At 56.2% G+C, this 23446-nt stretch carries 19 protein-coding genes and 1 riboswitch; of the genes, 6 read left to right on the forward strand and 13 right to left on the reverse strand.

The features are described from left to right. Positions 1–6 precede the first annotated feature (6 nt). The 6 genes from thrS to metA form a co-directional block, all read right to left on the reverse strand. Positions 7–1944, reverse strand: a complete 1938-nt coding sequence (thrS, locus tag GT003_RS12090) for a threonine--tRNA ligase (protein ID WP_170312210.1) — start codon at positions 1942–1944, stop codon at positions 7–9. A gap of 400 nt (positions 1945–2344) precedes the next feature. Then, the gene (locus GT003_RS12095; protein WP_161697883.1) at positions 2345–3331 is read right to left on the reverse strand and encodes a putative sporulation protein YtxC; all 987 of its coding nucleotides are present in this window, start codon (positions 3329–3331) and stop codon (positions 2345–2347) included. 355 nt (positions 3332–3686) lie between these two features. Then, positions 3687–4820, reverse strand: a complete 1134-nt coding sequence (mqnC, locus tag GT003_RS12100; RefSeq protein ID WP_161697885.1) for a cyclic dehypoxanthinyl futalosine synthase — start codon at positions 4818–4820, stop codon at positions 3687–3689. A 170-nt stretch (positions 4821–4990) separates the two neighbouring features. After that, complete coding sequence (locus tag GT003_RS12105; RefSeq protein WP_161697887.1) at positions 4991–6163, reverse strand: aminotransferase class I/II-fold pyridoxal phosphate-dependent enzyme; 1173 nt, start codon at positions 6161–6163, stop codon at positions 4991–4993. Between the two features lie 5 nt (positions 6164–6168). Beyond that, positions 6169–7329, reverse strand: coding sequence for a PLP-dependent transferase (locus tag GT003_RS12110; protein ID WP_161697889.1), 1161 nt, complete (start codon positions 7327–7329; stop codon positions 6169–6171). A gap of 57 nt (positions 7330–7386) precedes the next feature. Next, positions 7387–8304 (reverse strand): homoserine O-acetyltransferase MetA, encoded by a 918-nt coding sequence (metA, locus tag GT003_RS12115; RefSeq protein WP_161697891.1) that lies wholly within the window; start codon positions 8302–8304, stop codon positions 7387–7389. 195 nt (positions 8305–8499) lie between these two features. Next, a riboswitch (SAM riboswitch) is annotated at positions 8500–8607 on the reverse strand. A 499-nt stretch (positions 8608–9106) separates the two neighbouring features. On the opposite strand from metA, the gene corA reads away from it, so the two are divergent. Further along, entirely contained in the window at positions 9107–10042 is a 936-nt protein-coding gene (corA, locus tag GT003_RS12120; protein WP_161697893.1) for a magnesium/cobalt transporter CorA, read from the forward strand. A 105-nt stretch (positions 10043–10147) separates the two neighbouring features. On the opposite strand, the gene GT003_RS12125 is transcribed toward corA, so the two are convergent. Together GT003_RS12125 and GT003_RS12130 are read right to left on the reverse strand one after the other, a co-directional pair. Then, entirely contained in the window at positions 10148–10801 is a 654-nt protein-coding gene (locus GT003_RS12125) for a metal-dependent hydrolase (protein WP_161697895.1), read from the reverse strand. A 68-nt stretch (positions 10802–10869) separates the two neighbouring features. Next, positions 10870–12135, reverse strand: coding sequence for an MFS transporter (locus tag GT003_RS12130; RefSeq protein WP_161697897.1), 1266 nt, complete (start codon positions 12133–12135; stop codon positions 10870–10872). A 191-nt stretch (positions 12136–12326) separates the two neighbouring features. Between GT003_RS12130 and GT003_RS12135 the strand changes: the two genes are divergently transcribed. The 3 genes from GT003_RS12135 to GT003_RS12145 all read left to right on the forward strand — a co-directional run bounded on the left by GT003_RS12135 (position 12327) and on the right by GT003_RS12145 (position 15183). After that, complete coding sequence (locus tag GT003_RS12135) at positions 12327–13229, forward strand: LysR substrate-binding domain-containing protein (protein WP_161697899.1); 903 nt, start codon at positions 12327–12329, stop codon at positions 13227–13229. Between the two features lie 14 nt (positions 13230–13243). Then, positions 13244–14053: a histidinol-phosphatase gene (locus GT003_RS12140; protein ID WP_161697901.1), complete on the forward strand. Its 810-nt coding sequence runs from the start codon at positions 13244–13246 to the stop codon at positions 14051–14053. Between the two features lie 218 nt (positions 14054–14271). Next, positions 14272–15183 carry an EamA family transporter gene (locus GT003_RS12145; RefSeq protein ID WP_161697903.1) on the forward strand — a complete coding sequence of 304 codons (912 nt, stop codon included), beginning with the start codon at positions 14272–14274 and terminating at the stop codon, positions 15181–15183. Here the strand turns inward: GT003_RS12145 and GT003_RS12150 are convergent. After that, on the reverse strand, positions 15148–16014 hold the full coding sequence (locus GT003_RS12150) for a DUF695 domain-containing protein (protein WP_161697905.1): 867 nt from the start codon (positions 16012–16014) through the stop codon (positions 15148–15150). The genes GT003_RS12145 and GT003_RS12150 overlap by 36 nt on opposite strands. A 244-nt stretch (positions 16015–16258) precedes the next feature. Between GT003_RS12150 and GT003_RS12155 the strand changes: the two genes are divergently transcribed. Next, positions 16259–16567 carry a winged helix-turn-helix transcriptional regulator gene (locus GT003_RS12155; protein WP_338045913.1) on the forward strand — a complete coding sequence of 103 codons (309 nt, stop codon included), beginning with the start codon at positions 16259–16261 and terminating at the stop codon, positions 16565–16567. 140 nt (positions 16568–16707) lie between these two features. On the opposite strand, the gene GT003_RS12160 is transcribed toward GT003_RS12155, so the two are convergent. The 4 genes from GT003_RS12160 to GT003_RS12175 all read right to left on the reverse strand — a co-directional run bounded on the left by GT003_RS12160 (position 16708) and on the right by GT003_RS12175 (position 22000). Beyond that, positions 16708–17595, reverse strand: coding sequence for an NAD-dependent epimerase/dehydratase family protein (locus GT003_RS12160; protein WP_161697907.1), 888 nt, complete (start codon positions 17593–17595; stop codon positions 16708–16710). Between the two features lie 1180 nt (positions 17596–18775). Beyond that, positions 18776–19540, reverse strand: a complete 765-nt coding sequence (gene sdhB / locus GT003_RS12165; RefSeq protein WP_161697909.1) for a succinate dehydrogenase iron-sulfur subunit — start codon at positions 19538–19540, stop codon at positions 18776–18778. A 14-nt stretch (positions 19541–19554) separates the two neighbouring features. Further along, on the reverse strand, positions 19555–21303 hold the full coding sequence (gene sdhA / locus GT003_RS12170) for a succinate dehydrogenase flavoprotein subunit (protein WP_161697911.1): 1749 nt from the start codon (positions 21301–21303) through the stop codon (positions 19555–19557). 25 nt (positions 21304–21328) lie between these two features. Continuing rightward, positions 21329–22000, reverse strand: a complete 672-nt coding sequence (locus tag GT003_RS12175; RefSeq protein WP_161697913.1) for a succinate dehydrogenase cytochrome b558 subunit — start codon at positions 21998–22000, stop codon at positions 21329–21331. A gap of 309 nt (positions 22001–22309) precedes the next feature. Here GT003_RS12175 and GT003_RS12180 point away from each other — a divergent pair, with 309 nt between their 5' ends. Continuing rightward, complete coding sequence (locus GT003_RS12180; RefSeq protein ID WP_161697915.1) at positions 22310–23203, forward strand: LysR family transcriptional regulator; 894 nt, start codon at positions 22310–22312, stop codon at positions 23201–23203. Positions 23204–23446: the final 243 nt, after the last annotated feature.

Consider the following 23446-nt stretch of genomic DNA (forward strand, 5'->3'; position numbering starts at 1 on the left):
CTGCGATTAGATTTGCTTCGTCGCGATTTCGTTCTGCAGCATCGCGATCAATTCGGCTACCGGCTTGGAGCCGAGGTCGCCCTCGCCGCGCTTGCGCACGGATACGGATTCCGACTGCGCTTCGTTCTCGCCGACGACGAGCATGTAAGGCGCTTTCTCCAGCTGCGCTTCCCGGATTTTATAGCCGAGCTTCTCGTTGCGCAGATCGGACTCGACGCGGATGCCGGCCAACTGCAGCTTCTCTTCGAGCTCGCGCGCGTACCCCTCGTATGCCGTCGATACCGGAATGATCTTCGCTTGAATCGGCGACAGCCAAAGCGGCAGCGCGCCTGCGAAGTTCTCCAGCAGGAACGCGGTCATGCGCTCCATCGTGCTGATGATGCCGCGATGAATAACGACCGGACGGTGTTTCTTGCCGTCGTCGCCGACGTACTCCAGCTCGAAGCGCTCCGGCAGCAGGAAGTCCAGCTGCGCCGTGGAGAGCGTCTCTTCCTTGCCAAGCGCCGTCTTGATCTGGACGTCCAGCTTCGGACCGTAGAATGCGGCTTCGCCTTCCGCCTCGAAGAACGGCAAGCCCAGCTCCTCGACGACTTCGCGCAGCATCCGCTGCGACATTTCCCACATCTCGTCGTTCTGGAAATACTTCTCCGTATCCTGCGGATCGCGGTACGACAGGCGGAAACGGTAGTCCTTGATGCCGAAGTCCTCGTAGACCTGGCGGATCAAGGCGATAACGCGGCCGAATTCTTCTTTGATCTGATCCGGGCGGGCGAAGATATGCGCGTCGTTGAGCGTCATCGCGCGCACGCGGTGCAGACCTGTCAGCGCGCCGGACATCTCGTAGCGGTGCATCGTTCCGAGCTCGGCGACGCGGACCGGCAGATCGCGGTACGAGCGCATCTCGCTCTTGAACACCATCATATGATGCGGGCAGTTCATCGGACGGAGCACGAGTTCCTCGTTGTCCATGACCATCATGGGGAACATGTCCTCGCTGTAGTGTTCCCAGTGGCCGCTCGTCTTGTACAGTTCCACGTTCGCCAATACCGGCGTATACACGTGCTGGTAACCCAGGCGTTCTTCAAGATCGACGATGTAGCGTTCCATCGTTCTGCGCACGCGCGCGCCGTTCGGCAGCCACAGCGGCAAGCCTTGGCCGACTTCGCGGGAGAACGTGAACATTTTCAGCTCCTTACCGAGTTTGCGGTGATCGCGCTTCTTCGCTTCTTCCAGGAAGTGCAGATGCTCGTCGAGCTGCGCTTTCTTCGGAAACGCCGTGCCGTAGATGCGCTGCAGCATCTTGTTCTTGGAATCGCCGCGCCAGTATGCGCCCGCGATGCTCAGCAGCTTGAACGCCTTAATCCGGCCGGTCGACGGCAGATGCGGCCCGCGGCAGAGGTCGAAGAATTCGCCTTGGTCGTAGATCGTAAGCTGCACGTCCTGCGGCAGGTCGCGGATCAGCTCCAGCTTCAGCGGATCGTTGATTTCGGTGAAGATGGCGACTGCTTCGTCGCGGCTGACGACGCGGCGGCGGATCGGCAGATCTTCCTTCACGATGCGTTCCATTTCTTTCTCGATTTTCTCGAGATCTTCGGCCGTCATCGTCTCGTCCATATCGATGTCGTAATAGAAGCCGTCCTCGATGACCGGACCGATGCCGAGCTTTACGTTGCGCTCCGGATAGAGCCGTTTGATCGCCTGCGCCATCAAATGCGCCGTGCTGTGGCGGTAGACTTCGAGACCGTCGGCGGAATCCAGCGTAACGATCTCAAGCAGAGCATCCGCATCGATCGGCGTATAGAGGTCGACGACCTTCCCGTCGATTTTGCCTGCGACCGCGTTCTTCCGCAGACCCGTACTGATCGATCCCGCTACGTCTTCGATCGTCGTGCCTTGCTCGTATTCCCGGACTGCGCCGTCCGGCAGCTTGACTTGAATGCTCATGATTGTTCGTCCTCCCATACGGAAATTGTTTGCTGCGGACGTGCGCGCCCAAATAAAAAAGCACGCATCCCCGCGAAGGGACGAGTGCTTGTTAATGACCCGTGGTTCCACCCTAGTTCAATCGGCGGCCGCATACAGCGCTAAGCCGATCCTTGTAGACGTTCGGTAACGGAAACGATCCGGTGCAGCTTACCGCCAAGCCTGGGGCCCGGTTTCAACTTCACGGCTACGAAGGGGTATAACAACGCTGCAGCGCGAGGAAATTTCAGCCGGGTTCCCTCTCTCTGGACCGTGCGGGGCGATGCTACATGTCTTCGTCAATGCCTTTGAATACCTTCCATTATAAGCGCTGGCTCGCGGCCGGTCAAGCCTGATTGCCTAAGGCAGCGTCCGTATCCGCTTACGGGATCACGTTCCGGATGCGCGTCTCGGCTGCCGGCTCGGCAAGCGCCGCATCCGATTCCTCGAAATGCAGGCTGCATTGGCCGCATGTGCAGCATAGCCGCACCCGCTGCTCGAAGATCGTTTCCAGCGTCCGCATGACCGGCAGCTCGGGCTGCCTCGTGTGGATGACGATCTGCTGCGGAGAGACGGTGATCAGCGTACTGACGATCATGTCCTCCATATTCATCTCGGATTCCAGCATTTCCGCGACGATCCTGTCCGCGGGCACCGTATCCAACAGCTGAAATTGCTGATCGTAGAGAACGAACTCGCTTCCGCCTACATGCAGGACGTGAACGATCGGCAGCTTGACTTCCTGCATCCGCACGAAATATTTCAGCAGCGAGATGAATTCCTGGTACTGTTTATCCATTACATATTCGTCGACCGCGTACGCGACGACATCCTTGAGTTCCTGCCAATAAGCGGCAAGCCGGAACGATACGAAGCCGTCGAGATGCAGGCGGGTATTGCCGGAGAGAAACTGCTCCAATTCGTCCGCCACCTTGCCAAGGCGCCGCTCCATGTCCGAATGGCGCATTTCCACCGCGTTGTCTTCTTCCTGCTGCGCGGAAATACCCGTTCCGTACAAGATGTTATGGCAGTAGGTCGACAACGCTTCGATTTCCGCCGCATCCTCGTAATGAAATTGTTTGCGGATAATGGCCTTCAGCAGCATCGGCTCCAGCTCGCCCAAAATGTAACGCGCGCAGGCAGCAGCCGCTTGGCGGTATATAGGCGGGCCGTCCTGCGCCAGTTGAAACTTAGGCAGATCCGCCTGACAGAGAATCGTCATCCCTGCGTAGTCGGGACGCAGGAAGGCGGCTGCGCTGTTCGTGTCAGCGGCGCTATGTACATCGACGATGGCTTCGCTTAAATAACGATGAAGGCGGTCGATCGCTTCGTGAGAAGCTGAGTGCAGAGAAACGGTAAACAGTTCCATAGGCTCACTCCTAAAAGTTTTTGCGGAACGCCGGAGAGCGATTATTTGAAAAACGCCTTGAGTTTGTACGGGTTTGGGCAGACGAGCTTCCATGAAAATGCGCTTGAGAGCTTCCTTAACAGTATATGGTTCGGGGAAAGCAGATATACGATGTATGCTCTGCCTGCGCTGGCTGTGGGTTGGGATGGAAGGCGATATCTGGTATGCAGGCGGCAGATCGGTCCGCACGGCCGGAAGAAGCAGCCGCATGCGCGCAAGCACGACAAAAAAGCCTTCCCTCCAAGCGGATGCCGTCCGCCGGAGAGAAAGCTTAGTTTGTTCGAATCGTCAAACCCTATAGCGCCGAGCTGCAGGTTTAGTTCTGCATGATGAAATCGTTCTGCGCCTGCTCGGATTCTTCGTACACTTTCAAAATGTCGTATCTCGTGTTCCGCTGCGCCGGGATTTTGCCCGCTTCGCGAATGATCCGCAGCGTCGAGCCGATATTGACCTTATGCGTCGTACCGGCTGCGGAAACGACATTCTCCTCGATCATCGTGCTGCCGAAATCGTTGCAGCCGTAAGAGAGCGTCAGCTTGCCGATCTCCGGCCCCATCGTTACCCACGAGGACTGGAAATTATCGATATTGTCGAGCGTGATCCGGCTGATCGCCAGCGTCTTCAGGTACTCCTCCGGCGTTGCTTTCTCGCGCTTCATATTCGTGTTCTCCGGCTGGAACGTCCATGGAATGAACGCCAGGAAGCCTTTGGAATCGTAGCCGTTCGCGATGCAGTCATCCTGCGCTTCGCGGACGCGAAGTAGGTGAAGCGCGCGCTCCTCCATCTCCTCGCCGAACCCGATTACCATCGTCGCGGTCGCGTTCATGCCGATCTTATGGCCGGTGCGCATGACGTCCATCCAGTCCGTCCACGAGCCCTTCAGGCGGCTGATTTTCCGTCTGGTGCGGTCGTCGAGAATCTCACCGCCCCCGCCCGGAAGCGAATCGAGCCCCGCCGCGTTCAGCTCGCGCAGCACCTGCTCCAGCGACAAGCCGGACAAGGTGACCATCTTCTGAATTTCCGCCGGCGAGAAGGAATGCATCGTGATGTCGGGAAAATGCTGTTTGATTTTGCGCAGCAGGTCCAGATAATAGTTGAACGGCAAATCGGGATTGACCCCGCCCTGCATCAGGATTTCCGTTCCGCCTACGTCGATCGTTTCCTGGATCTTCTTCAGAATCGTCTCGTCCGACAGGACGTAGCCTTCCTTCGATCCCGGAGCGCGATAGAACGCGCAGAACCGGCAATATACGTCGCATACGTTCGTATAGTTGATATTCCGTCCCACGACGAATGTCGTGATCGGATCGGGGTGGCGCCGAATCATCAGCTGATTGGCGACATGGCCCATTTTCTCAATTTCGTCGGATTCGAACAGCGTCACGCAGTCTTCTAGTCCGATTCGTTCTCCCTGCAATGCTTTATCTAAAATGCGATCGATGTTATGCAATGCGAAAGACCTCCTTCTCTCCACATTTCCGTGTCCAAACAGGTTCAACTTATACTACCACAAACGAAATCGACCGTCATGCGGCATCCGGGCAAGCATGCCCCCGCCATGACGAAGAAAAACGCGGCTGGTCCCGCAGGACTGCCGCGCATTGCTTTATTTGCGCCTAATTAACCGTTGAGCGCTTGGTCCAGATCCGCGATCAGGTCCCCGATATCCTCGAGTCCGACCGAATAACGGAGCAATCCGTCGGAAATGCCGCGTTCAAGACGCACTTCGCGCGGCATCGCCGCATGCGACATCATCGCCGGATAAGACAAAATGCTCTCGACCGCGCCGAGACTTACCGCGACAAGCGGCAGCTTCACCCGGCTGAGCACTTCTTTCGCCCGTTCCCCGTCGCCGACGTCGAACGAGACGACGGCGCCATAGCCCTTGGACTGCTTCTCGTGAACGTCCCGGCGAGGATGGCTGGCAAGCCCCGGATAATAGACGCGCCCCACGCCGGGATGGCTGTCCAGCCATTCCGCCAGCTGGCGGGCACTGCGCTCGCTGTGCTCCATGCGCGCCTGCAGCGTCTTCATGCCGCGGATGAGAAGCCATGATTCCTGACTGCCGAGCACGGTGCCAAGACCGTTTTGCAGCTGCTTCAGGCGGCGGCCCAGGCTGTCGTTCGCCGCGACGGCAAGGCCGGCCAGGACGTCGCTGTGTCCGCCGAGAAACTTCGTCGCGCTGTGCAGGACGATGTCCACGCCAAGCTCGATCGGACGTTGATGGTACGGCGTCATAAAAGTATTGTCCAGCAGCGTAATGAGGTCGTGGGATTTGGCCCACGCCGCGATTTCGCCGATGTCGGTAATCTTCAGCGTCGGATTGGACGGCGTCTCCATGAAGACGGCTTTCGTATTGGAACGAAGCGCTTCTTTCACGGCATTGAAATCCGTCATGTCGACGAACGTCGACTCGATGCCGAGACGGTTCAACACGGTCGTCAGAAGCCGGTACGTGCCGCCGTATACATCCTCCGTTACGATGACATGGTCGCCGGTGGAGAACAGCAGGAACGCTGTCGAGATCGCAGCCATGCCGGAGGCGAACGCGAACCCTCTGACGCCTCCTTCAAGCAGGGCGATGTAATCCTCGAGCGCTTGGCGCGTCGGATTGCCGGAACGGCTGTAGTCGTGCACCGGCGGATTGAAGATATCATGGTGATGGAACGTCGAAGCCTGATAGATCGGCACGCTGGATGCGCCGGTATGCTCGTCGATCTCGGCGCCGAAATGAATCAGCTTCGTCGCGAATCGCGTGTCTGGTTTCTTCTTCTCGGAATGCTGCTCGGACATGTCGTTTACGCCTCCCCGATTTCGCGTTTGGCCGCTTCGAACGCCTGCTCCAAGTCCGCGATAATGTCGTCTTGATGTTCGATGCCGACCGAGAAGCGAAGCAGGCGGTCGTCGACGCCGATGCGCTGGCGGATGTCGAGCGGAATGTCGGCATGCGTTTGCACGGCCGGATACGTCATCAGCGATTCCACGCCCCCGAGGCTTTCGGCAAAGGCAATCAGCTTGATATGGCGAAGGATCGGTTCCACGTAGGCGGCATTCTTCAAGCGGAACGAGAAAATGCCCGTGTTGCCGGAGGATTGGCGGCTTTGCACCTCATGGCCCGGATGATGCGGAAGCGCAGGGTAATAGACCTCGTCGACGGCTTCGTGCGCAAGCAGCCAGCCCGCGACCGCGGTCGCGTTGGATTGATGGCGCTCCATGCGCAGCGCCAGCGTCTTCATGCCGCGCATGAGCAGCCACGAATCCTGGGGTCCCAGTACGGCACCAAGCGAGTTGTGCAGGAAAGCCATCTGCTCGGAGAGCTCCTTGCCCTTCGTCACGATCAATCCGGCGAGCACGTCGTTGTGGCCGCCGAGGTATTTGGTCGCGCTGTGCACGATAATATCCGCGCCCAGCTCGATCGGGCGCTGGAAGAACGGCGTCAGCAGCGTGTTGTCCACGATGGACAGCAAGCCTTTGGATTTGGCCCAGCCGCAGACGCGCTCCAAATCCGTGATCATCATCAGCGGGTTCGTCGGCGTCTCGATCAGGATCGCTTTCGTAGCCGGCGTGCAAAGCGTGTTCAGCGCATCGACGTCGTTCGTATCCACGTAGGAGGCCGTCACGCCGAAGCGGCTCATGATCCGTTCCAGCAGGCGGTAGGTACCGCCGTACAGGTCCAGCGACACGAGGAGGTGATCGCCTTGTCCGAACAGGGAGAATACGGTCGTCAGCGCGGCCATGCCGCTGCTGCAGGCAAAACCGGCATCGCCGGACTCGAGTTCCGCCGCCGCTTCCTCCAGCACTTGGCGCGTCGGGCTCTTTGTACGCGCGTAATCGAATCCGGTGCTTTCGCCGAGACGCGGGTGACGGAAGGCGGTCGATTGATAAACAGGGAAACTGACGGCACCGGTAACGGGCTCTTTAATGGATCCAATTTGCGCTAAACGGCTTTCGATTTTCATGTGCTGAAGTCTCCCTCTCCTATTTGAAATGGCCATGGCCGGCTAAAGCTGTAAAACTTAAATGCCTGCTCCCAGGTCATACGGGGTTTGCTGGTACACGTAGTAGTTCAACCAGTTCGAGAATAACAGGTTCGCATGGGCCCGCCAAGTGGATCTTGGCTGCCTCGACGGATCGTCGTTCGGATAATAGTTCTTCGGAATGGCAATGTCCATGCCCTTGGCCACGTCCCGGTCGTACTCCGCTTTCAGCGAGGACGGATCGTATTCGGAATGGCCCGTTACGAAGATTTGCCGGCCGTTGCGGGAAGCCGCGATATATACGCCCGCATCGGGCGACGAGGACAAAATGTCCAGATCGTTGACCGCTTCGACGTCTTCGCGCCTTACTTCGGTATGCCTCGACTGCGGCACGAAGAACTGCTCGTCGAAGCCTCTCATCAGGGGCACCTCGCGCTTATCGACCTCGTGCGGGAAGACGCCGAACATCTTGTCGGCCAGGTCGTACTTCGGAATGCCATAGTGATGGTACAGGCCTGCCTGTGCGCCCCAACAGATATGGAATGTCGACGTGACCTTGCGTGCGGACCAGTCCATGATGTCTTTCAGCTCTTCCCAATAGTTCACTTCTTCGAATGGAAGCGTCTCTACTGGCGCGCCCGTGATGATCATGCCGTCGTAATATTCGTGCTTGATGTCGTCGAACGTCTTATAGAAGGACTCCAGGTGCTGCGCGGACGTGTTCTTGGACAGATGCGTCTTCGGATGAAGCAGCACGACCTCCACTTGCAGCGGCGTATTTCCGATCAGTCTCAGCAGCTGCGTCTCGGTCACTTCCTTGGTCGGCATCAGGTTGAGAATCGCGATCCGCAGCGGGCGGATGTCTTGGTGATAGGCGACGCTTTCGTCCATGACGAAGATGTTCTCTTCGGTGAGAATATCTTTCGCAGGCAATTGATCGGGTACTTTAATCGGCATGTCTACTCACTCCAGTCTGGTCTGTTTTTCCAAACATAAGAAAGTGTAGGTTATCGCTACACATTTCTTATATTTCTAAGGGAAGAAGCTTACCGCGCCGCATGGGGACGGCGACAGCCGTTTCTTCTCGTGAGGAGCGCAATGAAAAAAAGCCCCACTCCGACAGAGAGGGGCATAACTGTATCGTTCATGCGCCTCTCATCTCTCAGAAACTTTACGTTTCCGCAAGAATTAGCACCGTGCGTCTTCACGCCGGTTGCCGGGCTTCATCGGGCTAGTCCCTCCGCCTGCTCTTGATAAGAAAGCTTGCTTATTTGGTTGTAAATCAGGTTATGGCCTTACTTTAAATCATTCCTTCGTTTCCGTCAAGACGCCGCCGCTTCAAGGGTCCAAAATCGCGTCACCGCGGGCTCTCGGACGCATATGCTATACCACGCGGACACCTGCCGCTTTTGTGCTTGTATGGAAAGTCGTTGTGGGAGTATACTAGACAAGGATTATGCATAATAACGCACTTATTTGAACGTATAAAGGGGTGTTTACGACTATGGAAGGCGACCCGAGGCCTGCGGACAACCGCATGAACCATGCGATTATCCGCAATGGTAATGCGTGTTTCCGCATTGATAACCGGCATGTTGGAACGTCAGTTTGTCCGCCTGCGCTTACCCGATCCTATTCGTACGCACACCCCGCGGTTACGCGGTAATCGGCGAATGGTTCCGTGAGCGTATTCGCACATGCTTTCCTTCCTCATGCCGGCATCCGGGAAATACAGCTAGGCAAGAGAGGAGGAGCGCGGATGAAAATCCGTCATGTGACGCAAGGCATTTTCAAAACGATCGAAGACATCTCCACGGCGACCGTTCCGCCTGCCGAAGGCTTTTATTGGATTGACGCGGACGTCGACGATCTGACCATCTTGCAGCCGTTATTCTCGCTTCACGAGCTGGCGGTCGAGGACTGCCTGAGCGAAGAAGAGCAGCGGCCGAAGATCGAAATTCACGAAGGCCATTATTTTCTCGTCATAAACAGCATACGGTTCGACGATGAAGAAATTTTTCTGCGCGCCTTGAACATTTTTCTGGGACGCCATTATATCATTACCGTCACGAAACAGAAGATCAACGAGCTGCGCACGCTGAAGCCGATTCTGCTTCAGGAGCAGGTCAGCAGGCCGGATCATTTCCTTTACCATTTGGTCGATATCGTCGTGGATAATTACTTCCTCGTCGGCGACCGGATTGAGGTGCGTATCGAGAGCCTCGAGGAAGCCATCCTCATGCATACGAAGAAATCGCATCTGAACGAAATCATCGGCCTGCGAAGCGAAATTCTGTGGCTGAAGAAAGTGCTCGGACCGCAGAAGGAACTGATCGCGACGCTCAACAAGAAGGACTTGAAGCTGATCGACGACCAGCTCCAGAAATACTTCAGCGATATCTACGAGAATGCCGTCAAAATTTCCGAGACCTTCGATACGTACCGCGATCTGATGGGCAACTTGCGAGAGGCATACCAGTCCAGCCTGGCCAACCGGGCGAATGAAATCATGCGCGTGTTCACGGCCTTGACGACGATCTTCATGCCTCTGACCTTCATTACCGGCATCTACGGAATGAACTTCGATTATATCCCCGGCCTTCATATGCACGGCGGCTCCTATGTCCTGCTATCGTTCATGCTGCTGCTGGGATTCGGAATGTTTTTCATCTTCCGCAAGAAAGAATGGCTCTGACATCGACATACGCAAAAAGCCCCGTTGGATCAACGGGGCTTTTTGTCAGGACTCTTTAAGGCCTCTAAACGGCGATTCATAGATGACTGCGGTATCCGCTCCTGCTCAGAGCTTGCCAATCGGCAGTTTGAACGTCTTCTTCGTGAGCGGGTACAGCCATTTGACGCCGCTCGGCGTCAGCGTATCCGCGATGAGATGCGACAGGTATCCCCATAACGCGACTTGCGCGATGCCGTCCACCCCGATCTGCTGCTCCAGTCCCCAGCCGATCGCCCACCATGCTCCCGCCGCCCAAATCGTATGGCTCAGCCCCCGGTGGTTCAGCCACGGTACCCAAGCTACGAATACGCCCAAGCCGATCAGCCAATTCATTTCGCCGTTGAGGCCGCCGTATAACAGTGCGGCACCGATCGCGCTGACCAGCGCATTGCGGATCATCCCGTTCCCGAGCACGAGCCCGAGCAGCAGGACCGCGACCGCCGCGATCGCCCATTCCATGTGCAGCACGCCCTGCGCCGCGTACTGCACGCCGATTGCGACAGTCAGCGCGGCGCCGCCCCACAGCAGCAGGGCATGAATGGTCCTCGCCGTGCGGTTCAGCTTGCCGCTCAGCATATTCGTGCCGTCCAGATCGGCGCTGAGCGACGAGAATGCCGCCACGGCAACGTACAGTGCCGCATGCTTGACCGTGAACGCATGGCTTGCAGCCGCGGCTGCCCCGATCGCCAGACCGATCGTCAGATGCGTCGTTCCTTTCATGTTCCGTTAACCCCTCTCTTGTGACTGAACCTGATGAGTGTCCTACGTCCGCGTCGAACCCTCTTGGCTTAAACTTCTGCCGCGAGCGCCTCTTCCCGTCCTTTGTCCACGTCCACATAAACCAAAATCGCGATGCCGATGATAAAGAAAGCGAGCAGCGCCAGAATGCCGTACCGGCTGGAGCCCGTCAGCGTGCCGACGACCGAGAACACGAACGGTCCCGCAACGGAGGCGAACTTGCTCGACAAGCTGAGGAATCCGAAAAACTCCGCCGTCCGCGACGGCGGCACGAGCGCGGCATAGAGCGATCTCGCGGTCGCCTGGCTTCCTCCCTGCACGAGCCCGACCATCGCGGCCAATAGGTAGAAGTGTATCGCGTTCGTCATGAAGAAGCCCAAGATGACGATCAGCACGTAGACCAGCAGCGAGCTGTAGATCGACTTCTTGACGCCGATGCGCGAGGCAAACTTAATGAACAGCAGCGTGCTGGGATAGCCGACGAACTGTGTGATCAGCAGCGCGGCGATCAGATCGTTCGTTTCGATCCCGATACCTCTGCCGTAAATGGTGGCCATGACGATGACCGTGTTGATGCCGTCGTTGAAGAACCAGAAGGCCGCCATGTATTTCAGCAGCTCCGGGTACCTCTTCAACGTGCCGATCGTCCCTCTCACGCGCCGAATCCCGATCTTCACCGCTGCGGCGAAGCCGGATGTCTCGCGCGCCGTTTCTTTGACATTGCGCATGATCGGCAGCGAGAACAGAATCCACCACAGCCCGACCATGACGAATACGGTCTGCGAAGCCGCGGTTTTCGACGGGAAGCCGAGCGTATCGTAAAATAGGATCATAACAAGATTAACCAGCAGCAGCAAGCCGCCGCCCAGATAGCCCATCGCATAGCCTTTGTTGCTGACCTCATTCATCGTAGCCGGCGTGGAGACGCTCGGCAGGAGCGCATCATAGAACGTATTGGACGCCGCATATCCGATCGTGCCGATCACGACAAGGAAAGACGCGAACAACCAATCCCCTTCGCCGATAAACGCCATGCCGATCGAGGCCGCCGCCCCTGCGATCATGAATGCCGAGAGGAATCGCACCTTCGAGCCCGTATAATCCGCAATGGCGCCAAGAATCGGACAAAGCACGGCAACGAAGATCATTGCGATCGTCTGCGTGTAGCCCCAGTAGGTCTCCGCGGTATTTCCTTTCAGTCCGGCACCGGCGACATCGGCGTAAAAAATCGGCATGACGGCAGCCATGATGGTCGTAACAAACGCGGAGTTGGCCCAGTCGTACATGATCCAGCTTCTGACGGCCTTCGGGTCCATGCGATTCGCTCCTTTATGGCTTTAGACTCATCGGTCTCACACAACATTCGACAACTTCAGAATGAATCCTGCCGAACGATTTTAGGCCGCGGCGTCCTGCGGCAGCGTCCTGATGCTTTGCGTTCGACGGAATTTCATTTATAATAAGAAAGGATTGTGATAAAAATCTTTAATAGACTTGGAGGGATTCCGTGAACATTAACCAGCTTGAAACGCTGTTGACGATCTCTCGGACAATGAGTTTCCGCAAAGCCGGCGAGCTGCTCAATTTGACCCAGCCCGCTGTATCCGCTCAAATCAAAAGCCTTGAGGACGAGTTCAAGACGGTGCTAATCGATCGGAATCAGCCCGTAACGCTGACCGACCGCGGACAAGTGTTTCTTGACCACGCCGAGCGGATTCTTGCCATCGTAGAAGAATTGAAGCAGAAACTGTCCGATCTCAGCCAAACGCCGCAGGGCCATATCGTTCTCGGCACCACCTCTTCCATCGCCATACAGATTTTGCCGCGCGTGCTGTCTTATTTTCAAAACCAATTTCCGCTTATCAAAACAACCATTCACTCCATGCCCTCGTCCGGCGTCATGGCCAGCGTCGAGAACGGCAGCGTCGATATCGGCATCACCTATTTGAACGAACGGAACCCGAACGTGGAAACGTCGATCTTGTATTACGACACGTACGAGCTCGTCGTCGCGCCTGAGCATCCGATGAGCCATCTGAAGCATACGACGGTCGAATCGTTGAAGGACATACCGATGATTATGCTTTCGCCCGATACGTTAGGACGCCGTTTTCTGGATCAAATCTTCCGGCGGTTCAACCTGCAGCCCAATATCGTCATGGAGCTGTCGAGCAGCGAAGAAGTGAAGCGAATGGTGGAAATCAACCTCGGCGCCGCCGTCGTATCCAAGCTCTCCATCGCCAACGAAGTTCGCCTCGGGACGCTCAATCGCATCAAAGTGAGCGAACTCGACATGAGCCACCCCGTCGGTCTCGTCTATAAGTCGGGACGGTATATCAATTCCGCGATGAATCAGTTTCTAAGCGATTTGAAAGGCATGCCCGAGGATCATTTCATTAGCAGCGAATAGGAGGAAGTGCCTGTATGAAATTCGACCTGCATACGCATCATTTCCGCTGCGGTCACGCAGACGACAATATCGAGGATTATATTAAAGCCGCCATCAAGGCAGGCTTAGGCGTTATCGGAATCTCGGATCATTCCCCGTTCTTCGCGAGCGTGGAGGACCGTCCGAATCCGGGCATCGCGATGGCGAAGAGCGAATTCGTGCATTACATCGACGAGGTTCAGCGCCTGAAAGCAAAATACGAAAGCAAAATCGACGTCCTGCTCGGCGTCGAATCGGATTTCTTCCCCGAGCATGCGGCCGTGTACCGGGATATCTACGCCCAATATCCGTTCGATTACATCATCGGCTCGGTGCATCAATCGCGGGGGGTCAGCATCTTCAACCGAAACCGGTGGAAAGGCCTGTCGGAAGCCAAGAAGCAGGATGAGAAACGCCACTATTACAAGCTGATCGGACAATCCGCGCAGAGCGGAATGTTCCAGGTCCTCGGTCATATCGATGCCATGAAAGGTTATTATCCGGCCTTCTCCGCGATCCAGGCCGATGACGCGATCGACGAAGCGCTGAGGCTCATCGCGGACAGCAGCGCCTCCATCGAGATCAATACATCGGGATCCACCAAGGACGTAGGCGGCTGGTATCCGTCGGATGCGATCTTGGAGCGGGCCTGCCATTACGGCGTTACGGTGACGTTTGGCTCCGATGCGCATAAACCGAGCCGGGTCGGCGAAGATTGGGATCGTGTCGCGAAGCGATTGAAGCAAATCGGTTATAAACAGTGGGTGTACTACAAAAACAAACAGCCTGTAGCCGTGCCGCTCTAAATGCGCTGCAGGCAGGGCAAAAGCGAATATGACGCTGCGGCTAACGGGGCACATGCGGTAAAAAAAAGCGGACCTGCACGATGCAGGTCCGTTAAAAGTATATAATCAAAAGGGGGTCTTGGTCAGTATCTTACCCCACAATTGTAATGGGACGATAACAGGAACATTGCAGTTGTGTGACAAATTCGAACCGTGCTCTCCAGGAAGGTGACAACGACATGTGGTTTGCGGCAGCCGTCGGCAGCGCATTGCTCTTCGGGCTTGCGGGATGGTGGATGAAAGTGTCCCAGATGCAGGGCGGTTCATCCGTCTATTTGTTTCTGGGTTTGTATTTCTCGGGGGCGGCTGGCTTCGCCGTAAACGGCGCGGTCGACGGTACGCTCGGAGCGGCCTGGACCGACCCTCGCGTATGGGCGGCGGGACTGCTCATCGGCGCCGGTTCCGCGCTTGGCAATGCACTGTTCATGAAGGCGTTGGCGTACGGTCCGGCCAGCCTGACTTCCCCGCTGACGAACATGAATATCATCCTCGTAATCGCGCTCGGCACCTTCGTCTACGATGAACCGCTGACCTCGGCGGAGCTCGCGGGGGTCTTGCTGCTCCTGATCGCGATCGTGCTTATCTCCATCAAACGAAGCGGCGCCAAGACGCGGCTGAATCCCAGATGGCATCTGTTCGTCAGTCTCAGTATCCTGCTGTTCGCGCTGCGCAACGGCGGCTTGAAAGTGACGGATGCCATCGGCTTGCACGGATCCCCGGTCTTATTCGCCGCCTATCTGCTTTCTTTCATCGGGTTTGCCTGGATTGCCGTCCGGGACCGGTCCCGGATACATTCCCTCGGCGGTTTGCAATCAATAGCCGGTGAGCGCAGCTCCTTGGCCATCAAGCCTCATGCAGCTTCGGCGGGGCTGAAATGGGGACTTATCGCCGGGCTTTTCTCCTATGCCGGCTTGCAGCTGTATGCGGCAGCGCTGCAAATGGGACAAGCGAACATTGCGGGACCGATCTTTGCCGCGAACAGTCTCGTTGTCGCCGCCGGTTCCATTCTCGTATACCGGGAACGTCTGCAGACGCTGCAGTGGTCGGCATTCGCGTTAATGTTTGCCGGCTTGATTCTGGTTCGATTGTGAATGTCCGCAAGCGAACATCCGGCGCAGCGCCGAGTAGGCCGTATCCTTGCGGCGCCGGATATAGCGGCGAAATCGGTTCACGTTCGAGAGCCGCATCGTGGACCCCCAGCCGTCATATCGTCCGTCTACGCCGTCAAGGAGGCGGTGGAGATCCCGTACGCGGGCGTTAACCGTATCGAGCTTCACGTCTTCGTATCTGCTGATGACGAGCGGGTACGGATAATCTTCCTCCGGCTTGCTTTCCTTGTCTTTCTCGATGACGTATCCTTCCCGCTGAAGCAGGTCCTCCATCTCGAGCCTGTCCTCATCCTCCCGAAACAGCAGCCAATGATAGACATTTCTCGGTTCGCCGATCTTGTCGCCCTTGTGAATCAGCGCATAGATCATTTGGGCGTTGTGAACGTAAAGCTCCTCGAGAGCAGTCGGCAGCAGAAATCGATAAAACTCCCATTCCGGATCGGGTTTAATATAAGACTGCGCCCGATGCGCCCAGTTCTCGTCCAGCCATTGGCGGAATACCGCCCCATCCAGCCGGCCTTCCTTTAGAAAATAATAAAACTCCAAGCGCGTCGCCGCATTGATGCGGCCGATATAAATCGCGTCCGCCTTATCGCTCAGCCAAGTCTCCAGCTTCGATTCCAGCTCTTCCAGCTGCACGATGACCTGCCGGTTATTGCGGCTTTGCGCGCGAACGGGATAGAGATTCACCGTCACGGATAGCAGCTCCGGATAATCCGGCAGCGGCGCCGCGGCCTTATAGCCGATATTTACAAGAACGCGCATGTGATCGTTGCCCGTGCGCCGTTCATAAAAACCCCAATTGTCCGTCATTATGCACCTCAGTGACCGATGTATGTCTCATTATTATAACAGTCCATCATCCGCTGCGTACTAGAAAATATTTCGGCAATAGGAACGAGGCTCATGTATTGTTCCATTATATTCCTCTTCATGCAGGACTTACTTTACTATAGTTGATAGAAAATCAAAAGTATTCTATTCGACAAGCCGAATATCCATTCCCTTTACAAATCGTCCTGTGTTACAATAGAGGAAGCGAAAGAGGGGTGATAACGTGGATTATTCCAAAATGTGCCCAAAGTACGAATGCGCAACCGAGTTGCTTGGGAAAAAGTGGACCGGATTGATTATACGCGTCCTGCTCGGTGGACCGAAACGGTTCAAGGAGATCAAGGAACAGATTCCGGAAATGAGCGATAAAATGCTGACGGACCGCATGAAGGAACTTGAGCATTGCGAGATCATCAAACGTAATGTCTATCCGGAAATGCCCGTCCGGATCGAATATGAATTAACCCAGAAGGGGCAAGGTCTAGAGCCCGTTATCCAATCCATTCAAGATTGGGGCGAACATTGGTGCTAAGCCGCCGCTGGCTGCTTACCCTATCATAGCAAGATAGCAAAAGGGCTGTTCCTCGACGGGAGCAGCCCTTTTGTTGATCTTGTGCCGATCTCTTCCATTCCCTGCCCGTAAAACACTTCCGCGGCAACGTCAGTATTCGCTTAGCCGCGTGCGGGTTCCTGCGCCAGCCGGACGATGAGCTGCGGCAGCCAGTCGTCCAGCTCCCGGAAGACGAACCCTTCCGCTTCGGCCTTCGCCGTATCCATCCGCCAATCATCGGGAACGCCGAAAGGCGACATATCGGCCGCTTCGGTCTCCGGCGCGACGCTCGCTTCCTTGCCTGTCGCTTGCTCGACCAACTTCACGATTTCGCTTGGCGAGATATCCCCCGAGGAGCAAGCATTGTATGCACCCTCCGCAGCCGAGCGACCAAGCCAATCCAGGAATTCGGCCGCTTCGCCGGCAACAATGAACGACAGCTTCGCTTCCGGCGCAGGGATGCCGATCGGTTTCCCTTGCTGCACGTGCTCGACGTGAAAATGCAGCCGACGCGTATAATCCTCTGCGCCGAGCACAATCGGAAACCGCGCAGCAGCGACGGGGAAAGGCGCCTTTTGCAAGAAGACCGCTTCGACCAAGCGCTTGCCCTCGCCGTAATTAATCTCCGCCGGATAGGGAGTCGGTAGCTCGTATCCGCGGGGTTCGAACATCGCTTCCGTCTTGCGCGGACCACCGAACGGGTAGACGCTGAGCGTGGAAGTCACGACGTATTTGCCCACGCGGCCCGCGAACAGCTTCACCGCTTCCTCCGCCTCCTCCGGCAAGTAACAGATGTTATCGTATACGACGTCGTACGCCGACTGTCCCAAAGCTTGCCCGAGCGCCTCCGCGTCCTTGCGGTCGGCTTGAATATGTGTCACGCGGTCGCCGAACGGATTCGGCAGCCCGCCTCTCGTCAAGATCGTCACGTCATCCCCGGCGGCGATCAACCGTTCGACCAATAATTTGCCAAAGAATCGCGTTCCTCCGAGTACCAGCACCTTGCGCATGAGCCCACTCTCCTTTGTACTTGTGCATTCGCTATTTGTCCTAGTGCGTCCGTCCGTCTATGCTATCGTATAGAATCGCGTTCCCATAGTAAAGAGGCCGCAAGTCGCCATCGTGAGATGAGTTAGAGCAGCCTTATGATAGCCATTAATGCTTGACGCTCGAAAAACTTCGGGCTTTTCAAGCTTAACGCTGCATCAGCTCGACGTCGTCTCAGGCCCCCCTTCCCTCGGCGTCGCTCGGATTCTCACCGCGTGCCTGCTAGCCATAAGACAGCACAGACAACTAAAGCTCGTGTTCGTCCGGCGTCGGCTTCGTATCACGAAGTTGTTGCCGCCTTCCAGCGCCAGCGTGCGCAAGCGATTTTGGTCCACGCACGAAAGTCGGTTGCATCGTGTTGTATATATAATACAGAAGCTTTCGCGCAGCGCGGATTCCAACGTCGCCGGATTAACCGCAGCGAAATCCTCCAGCTGGCCGTAATCGAACTTATAATTGCATGCTTGTATAGGACGGGTAATGCCTGGCGTTCTTTTAAACGGATGAATCGATTCGCCGTTAGTCCTGCCATCATGAATCTGTGCCCCCCTCGAGCAACGCGCCTATGAGCAAAGTCTTGCTTTCGACGCCATGCAAATAGATATAAGCGTACTTGCGAAAAAGAACCCGTTAAGTCTAACGATTGCCAGGAAGGCTAATCGGTTCAAAATGACCATTTTATAAATTTAACGGTTGCCAGAGCGCCTATTGCGAAATTTCCATTGCACAATCAGGCCTCTACGCCCAATAAGATCAGCCACAACCGTTAGAGTTTTAAAACCCACATTATTCGTGAATTAGCAACGCTGGCAATCGTTAGGTTTCCGTCCGATTTCACGCCGCTTGTTGAGGCCAGTTTGGATGGAAGAACATGATACGGCCAGCTTCCATGTTTGCTATGGTCGTGGATTTCCCGACCGCGCAGGTTTTGCGCATGGGAGCGACTTTGGTGCGAAGCACCACGGGAGCGCCCATCGCAAAACCGAGTCTGCCTTTGGTGCGAAGCACCGCAAGCGCACACGAAAAAAGCTGTTCCCCAGAAGTTCGGGGAACAGCTTTTCTACCTAACCCGCCGCGCAGGTTTTGCGCATGGGAGCGACTTTGGTGCGAAGCACCACGGGAGCGCCCATCGCAAAACCGGAGCTACATGCCCAGCCATTTCTTGAACAAATGCTTCGTCGTATCCTTGTTGATCGCCGCGATCGACGTCGTCAGCGGAATGCCTTTCGGGCAGGAGCGCACGCAGTTCTGCGAGTTGCCGCAGCCTTCGATGCCGCCGTCTTCCATCAGCGCTTCCAGACGCTCTTCCTTGTTCATCTCGCCCGTCGGGTGAGCGTTGAACAAGCGAACCTGCGAGATCGCCGCAGGGCCGATGAAGCTGTTGCGGTCGTTGACGTTCGGGCAGGACTCCAGGCAAACGCCGCAAGTCATGCATTTGGACAGCTCGTAAGCCCATTGGCGTTTCGTTTCGGCCATGCGCGGGCCAGGACCCAGATCGTACGTACCGTCGATCGGAATCCATGCTTTGACGCGCTTGAGCGCGTTGAACATGCGCTCGCGGTTAATGACGAGGTCGCGTACGACCGGGAACGTCTTCATCGGAGCCAGTCGAACCGGCTGCTCCAATTGGTCGATCAAGGAACTGCAAGCCTGACGCGGCTTGCCGTTGATGACCATCGAGCACGCGCCGCAGACTTCCTCCAGACAGTTGGATTCCCAGCATACGGGAGCCGTTTTCTGACCGTCGACCTTCTTCGGGTTACGCTGGATTTCCATCAGCGCGCTGATGACGTTCATGTTCGCGCGGTAGGGAACTTCGAACTCTTCCGTGTACGGCGCCGAATCCGGAGCGTCTTGACGCGTAATAACCAGCTTAACCGTTTTAGTTGCTACTGCTGTTTCCGCCATCGTGATTCTCCTTCCTATGATTTATCCTTGGAGTAGTCGCGTTTGCGCGGCGTGATCAGCGAAACGTCGACATCCTCGTACGAGATTTGCGGGCCCTCGGCCGTCCACTTGGCTTTGGTCGTCTTGAGGAATTCCTCGTCGTTGCGATCCGGGAATTCCGGTTTGTAGTGCGCGCCGCGGCTTTCGTTGCGCATCAGGGCGCCCAGCGTCATCGCTTCGGACAGCTCCATCATGTTCCACAGCTGACGGGTGAACGCAACGCCGGCGTTGTTCCAGCGCGCGGTGTCGTTGATGTTGATGTTCCGGTAGCGCTGCTTCAATTCCTTGATCGTCGAGATCGTTTCTTCCAGACGTTTATTGAAGCGAACGACGGTCATGTTGTTCGTCATCAATTCGCCAAGCTCCTTGTGCAGGACGTACGCATTCTCGGTGCCGTCCATTTTCAAGATGCTTTCGTACTTGTCGGTTTGGCGCTTCTTCTCGCGGTCGTACACGTTGGAAGAAAGATCCTCGGCCGATTTCTTCAAGCCTTTAATGTATTCGACGGCCTTCGGTCCCGTGATCATGCCGCCGTAGATCGCCGACAGCAGGGAATTCGCGCCGAGACGGTTCGCGCCATGATATTGGTACTCGCATTCGCCACAGGCGAACAAGCCGGGAATGTTGGTCATCTGGTTGAAGTCGACCCACATGCCGCCCATGGAGTAGTGAACCGCAGGGAAAATCTTCATCGGGATTTTCCGCGGGTCGTCGCCCGTGAACTTCTCGTAGATCTCGATGATGCCGCCGAGCTTCACGTCCAGCTCCTTCGGATCTTTATGCGACAGGTCGAGGTACACCATGTTCTCGCCGTTGATCCCGAGCTTCTCGTCGACGCAGACCGCGAAAATTTCGCGCGTCGCGATATCCCGCGGAACAAGGTTCCCGTAAGCCGGATACTTCTCTTCGAGGAAGTACCAAGGCTTGCCGTCCTTGTACGTCCAGATCCGTCCGCCTTCGCCGCGCGCGGATTCGGACATCAAGCGCAGCTTGTCGTCGCCGGGAATGGCCGTCGGGTGAATTTGGATAAACTCGCCGTTCGCGTAATACACGCCTTGTTGGTAGACCGCGCTAGCCGCAGTACCCGTGTTGATGACCGAGTTCGTCGTTTTGCCGAAAATAATGCCGGGGCCGCCCGTTGCCAAAATAACGGCATCCGCGGCGAACGTGTGGATTTCCATGGTGCGGAGATCCTGCGCGGATACCCCGCGGCAAACTCCGTCGTCATCGAGAATCGAACCCATGAACTCCCAGTGCTCGCGCTTCGTGACGAGACCTGCGGTTTCCCAGCGGCGAACCTGCTCGTCCAGCGCGTACAGCAGCTGTTGGCCGGTCGTCGCGCCGGCGAATGCCGTACGGTGATACTGCGTACCGCCGAAACGGCGGAAATCGAGCAGGCCTTCCGGCGTACGGCTGAACATGACGCCCATGCGGTCCATCAAGTGGATGATGCCCGGTGCCGCGTCGCACATCGCTTTGACCGGCGGTTGGTTCGCCAGGAAGTCGCCGCCGTAGACGGTATCGTCGAAATGCTCCCACGTGGAGTCGCCTTCGCCCTTCGTATTCACGGCGCCGTTAATGCCGCCCTGCGCGCACACGGAGTGAGAGCGCTTGACGGGCACGACGGAGAACAGGTCGACATGAACGCCCGCTTCGGCCGCCTTTATCGTAGCCATCAGACCGGCGAGGCCGCCGCCGACGACAATAATTCTATTTTTAGCCATTTCAAATCGCTCCTTGTCTTAAAACTTAAACGAGATTCGTCATTTGCAGGGCTGCAGAGGCCGCTTCCTTGAATTCGTCGCCGCGGAACGCCGTGAGCGAAAGCAGGAACAAAAGCGCTACGATGACGAACACGCCCATGAAAATGTAAGAAGAGATGCGCTGCGCGCGCGGGCCGATCGTAATGCCCCAGCTGACGAGGAAAGCCCACATGCCGTTGCTGAAGTGGAACGTGGCAGCAATGATGCCGATGACGTAGAACACGAAATAGAACCCGTTTGTCGTAATCGAATGCATCTGATTACCGAGTTCTTCGTGCGTTACATTGCCCAACATGACTTGGAGCCTCGTTTGGTACAAATGCCAGAAGATGAAGATGAAGGTGATCACGCCCGAAATCCGCTGCAGCGTGAAGAACCAGTTACGGCCGTATTGGAAGCGGCCCGTATTCAAGTTGGACTGGTAAGCCACGTACAGCCCGTACACGCCGTGGAACAGCAGCGGCAGCCAGATGCCGAACAGCTCCAGGAAGAAGACCAGCGGCAGATCGTTCAAAAACTTGACGCTGTCCTTGAATCCCTGCGCGCCCTCTTCATAGGCCGAATAGTTCGTTATCATGTGTTCGATAATGAACAATCCGAGCGGGATGACTCCAAGCAAGGAGTGAATCTTGCGCGATAAATACGAATTTCCTTTCATAACGTAAACGTTCTCCTTTCCAAACTGTGGGGTTGCATTCGCCATTATTCGCCAAAACCATTCTCCATTGTAACCCTCGCCCATATAGGCGTCAACACGGTTTCTCCCCTTTGACTGGATACAAAGTCATGCGCGTCTGACATCGAACCGTACAATCGATCCGATATCCGAAAAGCTTTACACATAATGGTCACATTTCACATGATACTCCTTTTACGCTTATAATGGAATTGCGTATTATTCATTAAAACTTATAACGAATTTGCATATGCAGCATTCCATGCCCGCCTAAACAAGGAGGTTAGTCCCATGCTAGAGGAATTAAACATGTTCACCGTCGTCGTCGAACAATCCAGCATGAACAAAGCATCGGCGGCGCTCAATCTGTCTCAGCCTGCCCTATCCCGCAAAATCGCCAAGCTGGAGCAGGATCTCGGCACGCTGCTGTTCCGCCGGATCGGCAAGCGGCTGGAGCTGACGCGCATCGGCCAGCTTACGTACGACTACGCGGTGGAAGCGAGACAGCAGCATCTGCGCTTCTTGAAGCTGCTCGCGGAATACAAGCATACCGGACGCTCCACGTTCACGATCGGCGCCAGCCTGACGACATTGCAAACGTCGCTGCCGGATCTCATCCAGGGGCTGACGGCGCACAGTCCGGAGCTCGACATCAAAGCCATCACCGGCAAAACGCATGAAATCGTCACGCTCGTCCGCGACCGCAAGGCCGATCTTGGCATCGTGGCTTCCCGAATTGAAGATTCGCAGCTGAACTGCGTTCCCCTGTTCGACGATCATCTCGTGCTCGTGCTGCCCGTGAATCACTTTATAATGGAGAAAAGCGCGCCGGTCATCAGCGACTTGAACGGCATGCCGATGATTCTATTTTCCAAAGGCACCTGGTACCGCGTGATGACGGACGAGCTGTTCGAACGGCATCGTCTGCTGCCCGACGTCCGCATGGAGATCGACTCGTTCGAGGCGATCCTTCGCCTGCTTCACACTTGCCGGGCGGCAACGCTGCTGCCCAAGTCATACTTGCGTCAGCAGATGCTGGCCGACAACGACCTGCAGGTGGTGCCGATTCGCGAGCTGCAGCAGTCGAAACGGACGACGTCGCTCATTTACGATCATTTGGAGAGTTTTAGCCCCGCCGTCAGAGAATGGATCAATGAAATATCTTCCCATTACAAGCCTGTATAGACCTGAATAGCCTGTGTGCGGAACCCCTTGGTGCTCAGAGGGGCCCTGTTCTTATTGTTTGCCAATTTTCGTATCCAATACCATGGCAGGGCCGACGATTGTGCATGTTCCTGCCGATCCCCATACCGCCCTCCGTACCGATTCCCAGTGCTCACTCCCGTAGCGATTCCGCCGCATGAACAGCAGCCGAAACTTTTTCGTCCGATTCGCTCCATTCGACGTTTTATAACCGCTTCGGGCGAA

The organism is Paenibacillus sacheonensis (assembly GCF_009909195.1).
GTDB lineage: Bacteria > Bacillota > Bacilli > Paenibacillales > Paenibacillaceae > Paenibacillus_Z > Paenibacillus_Z sacheonensis.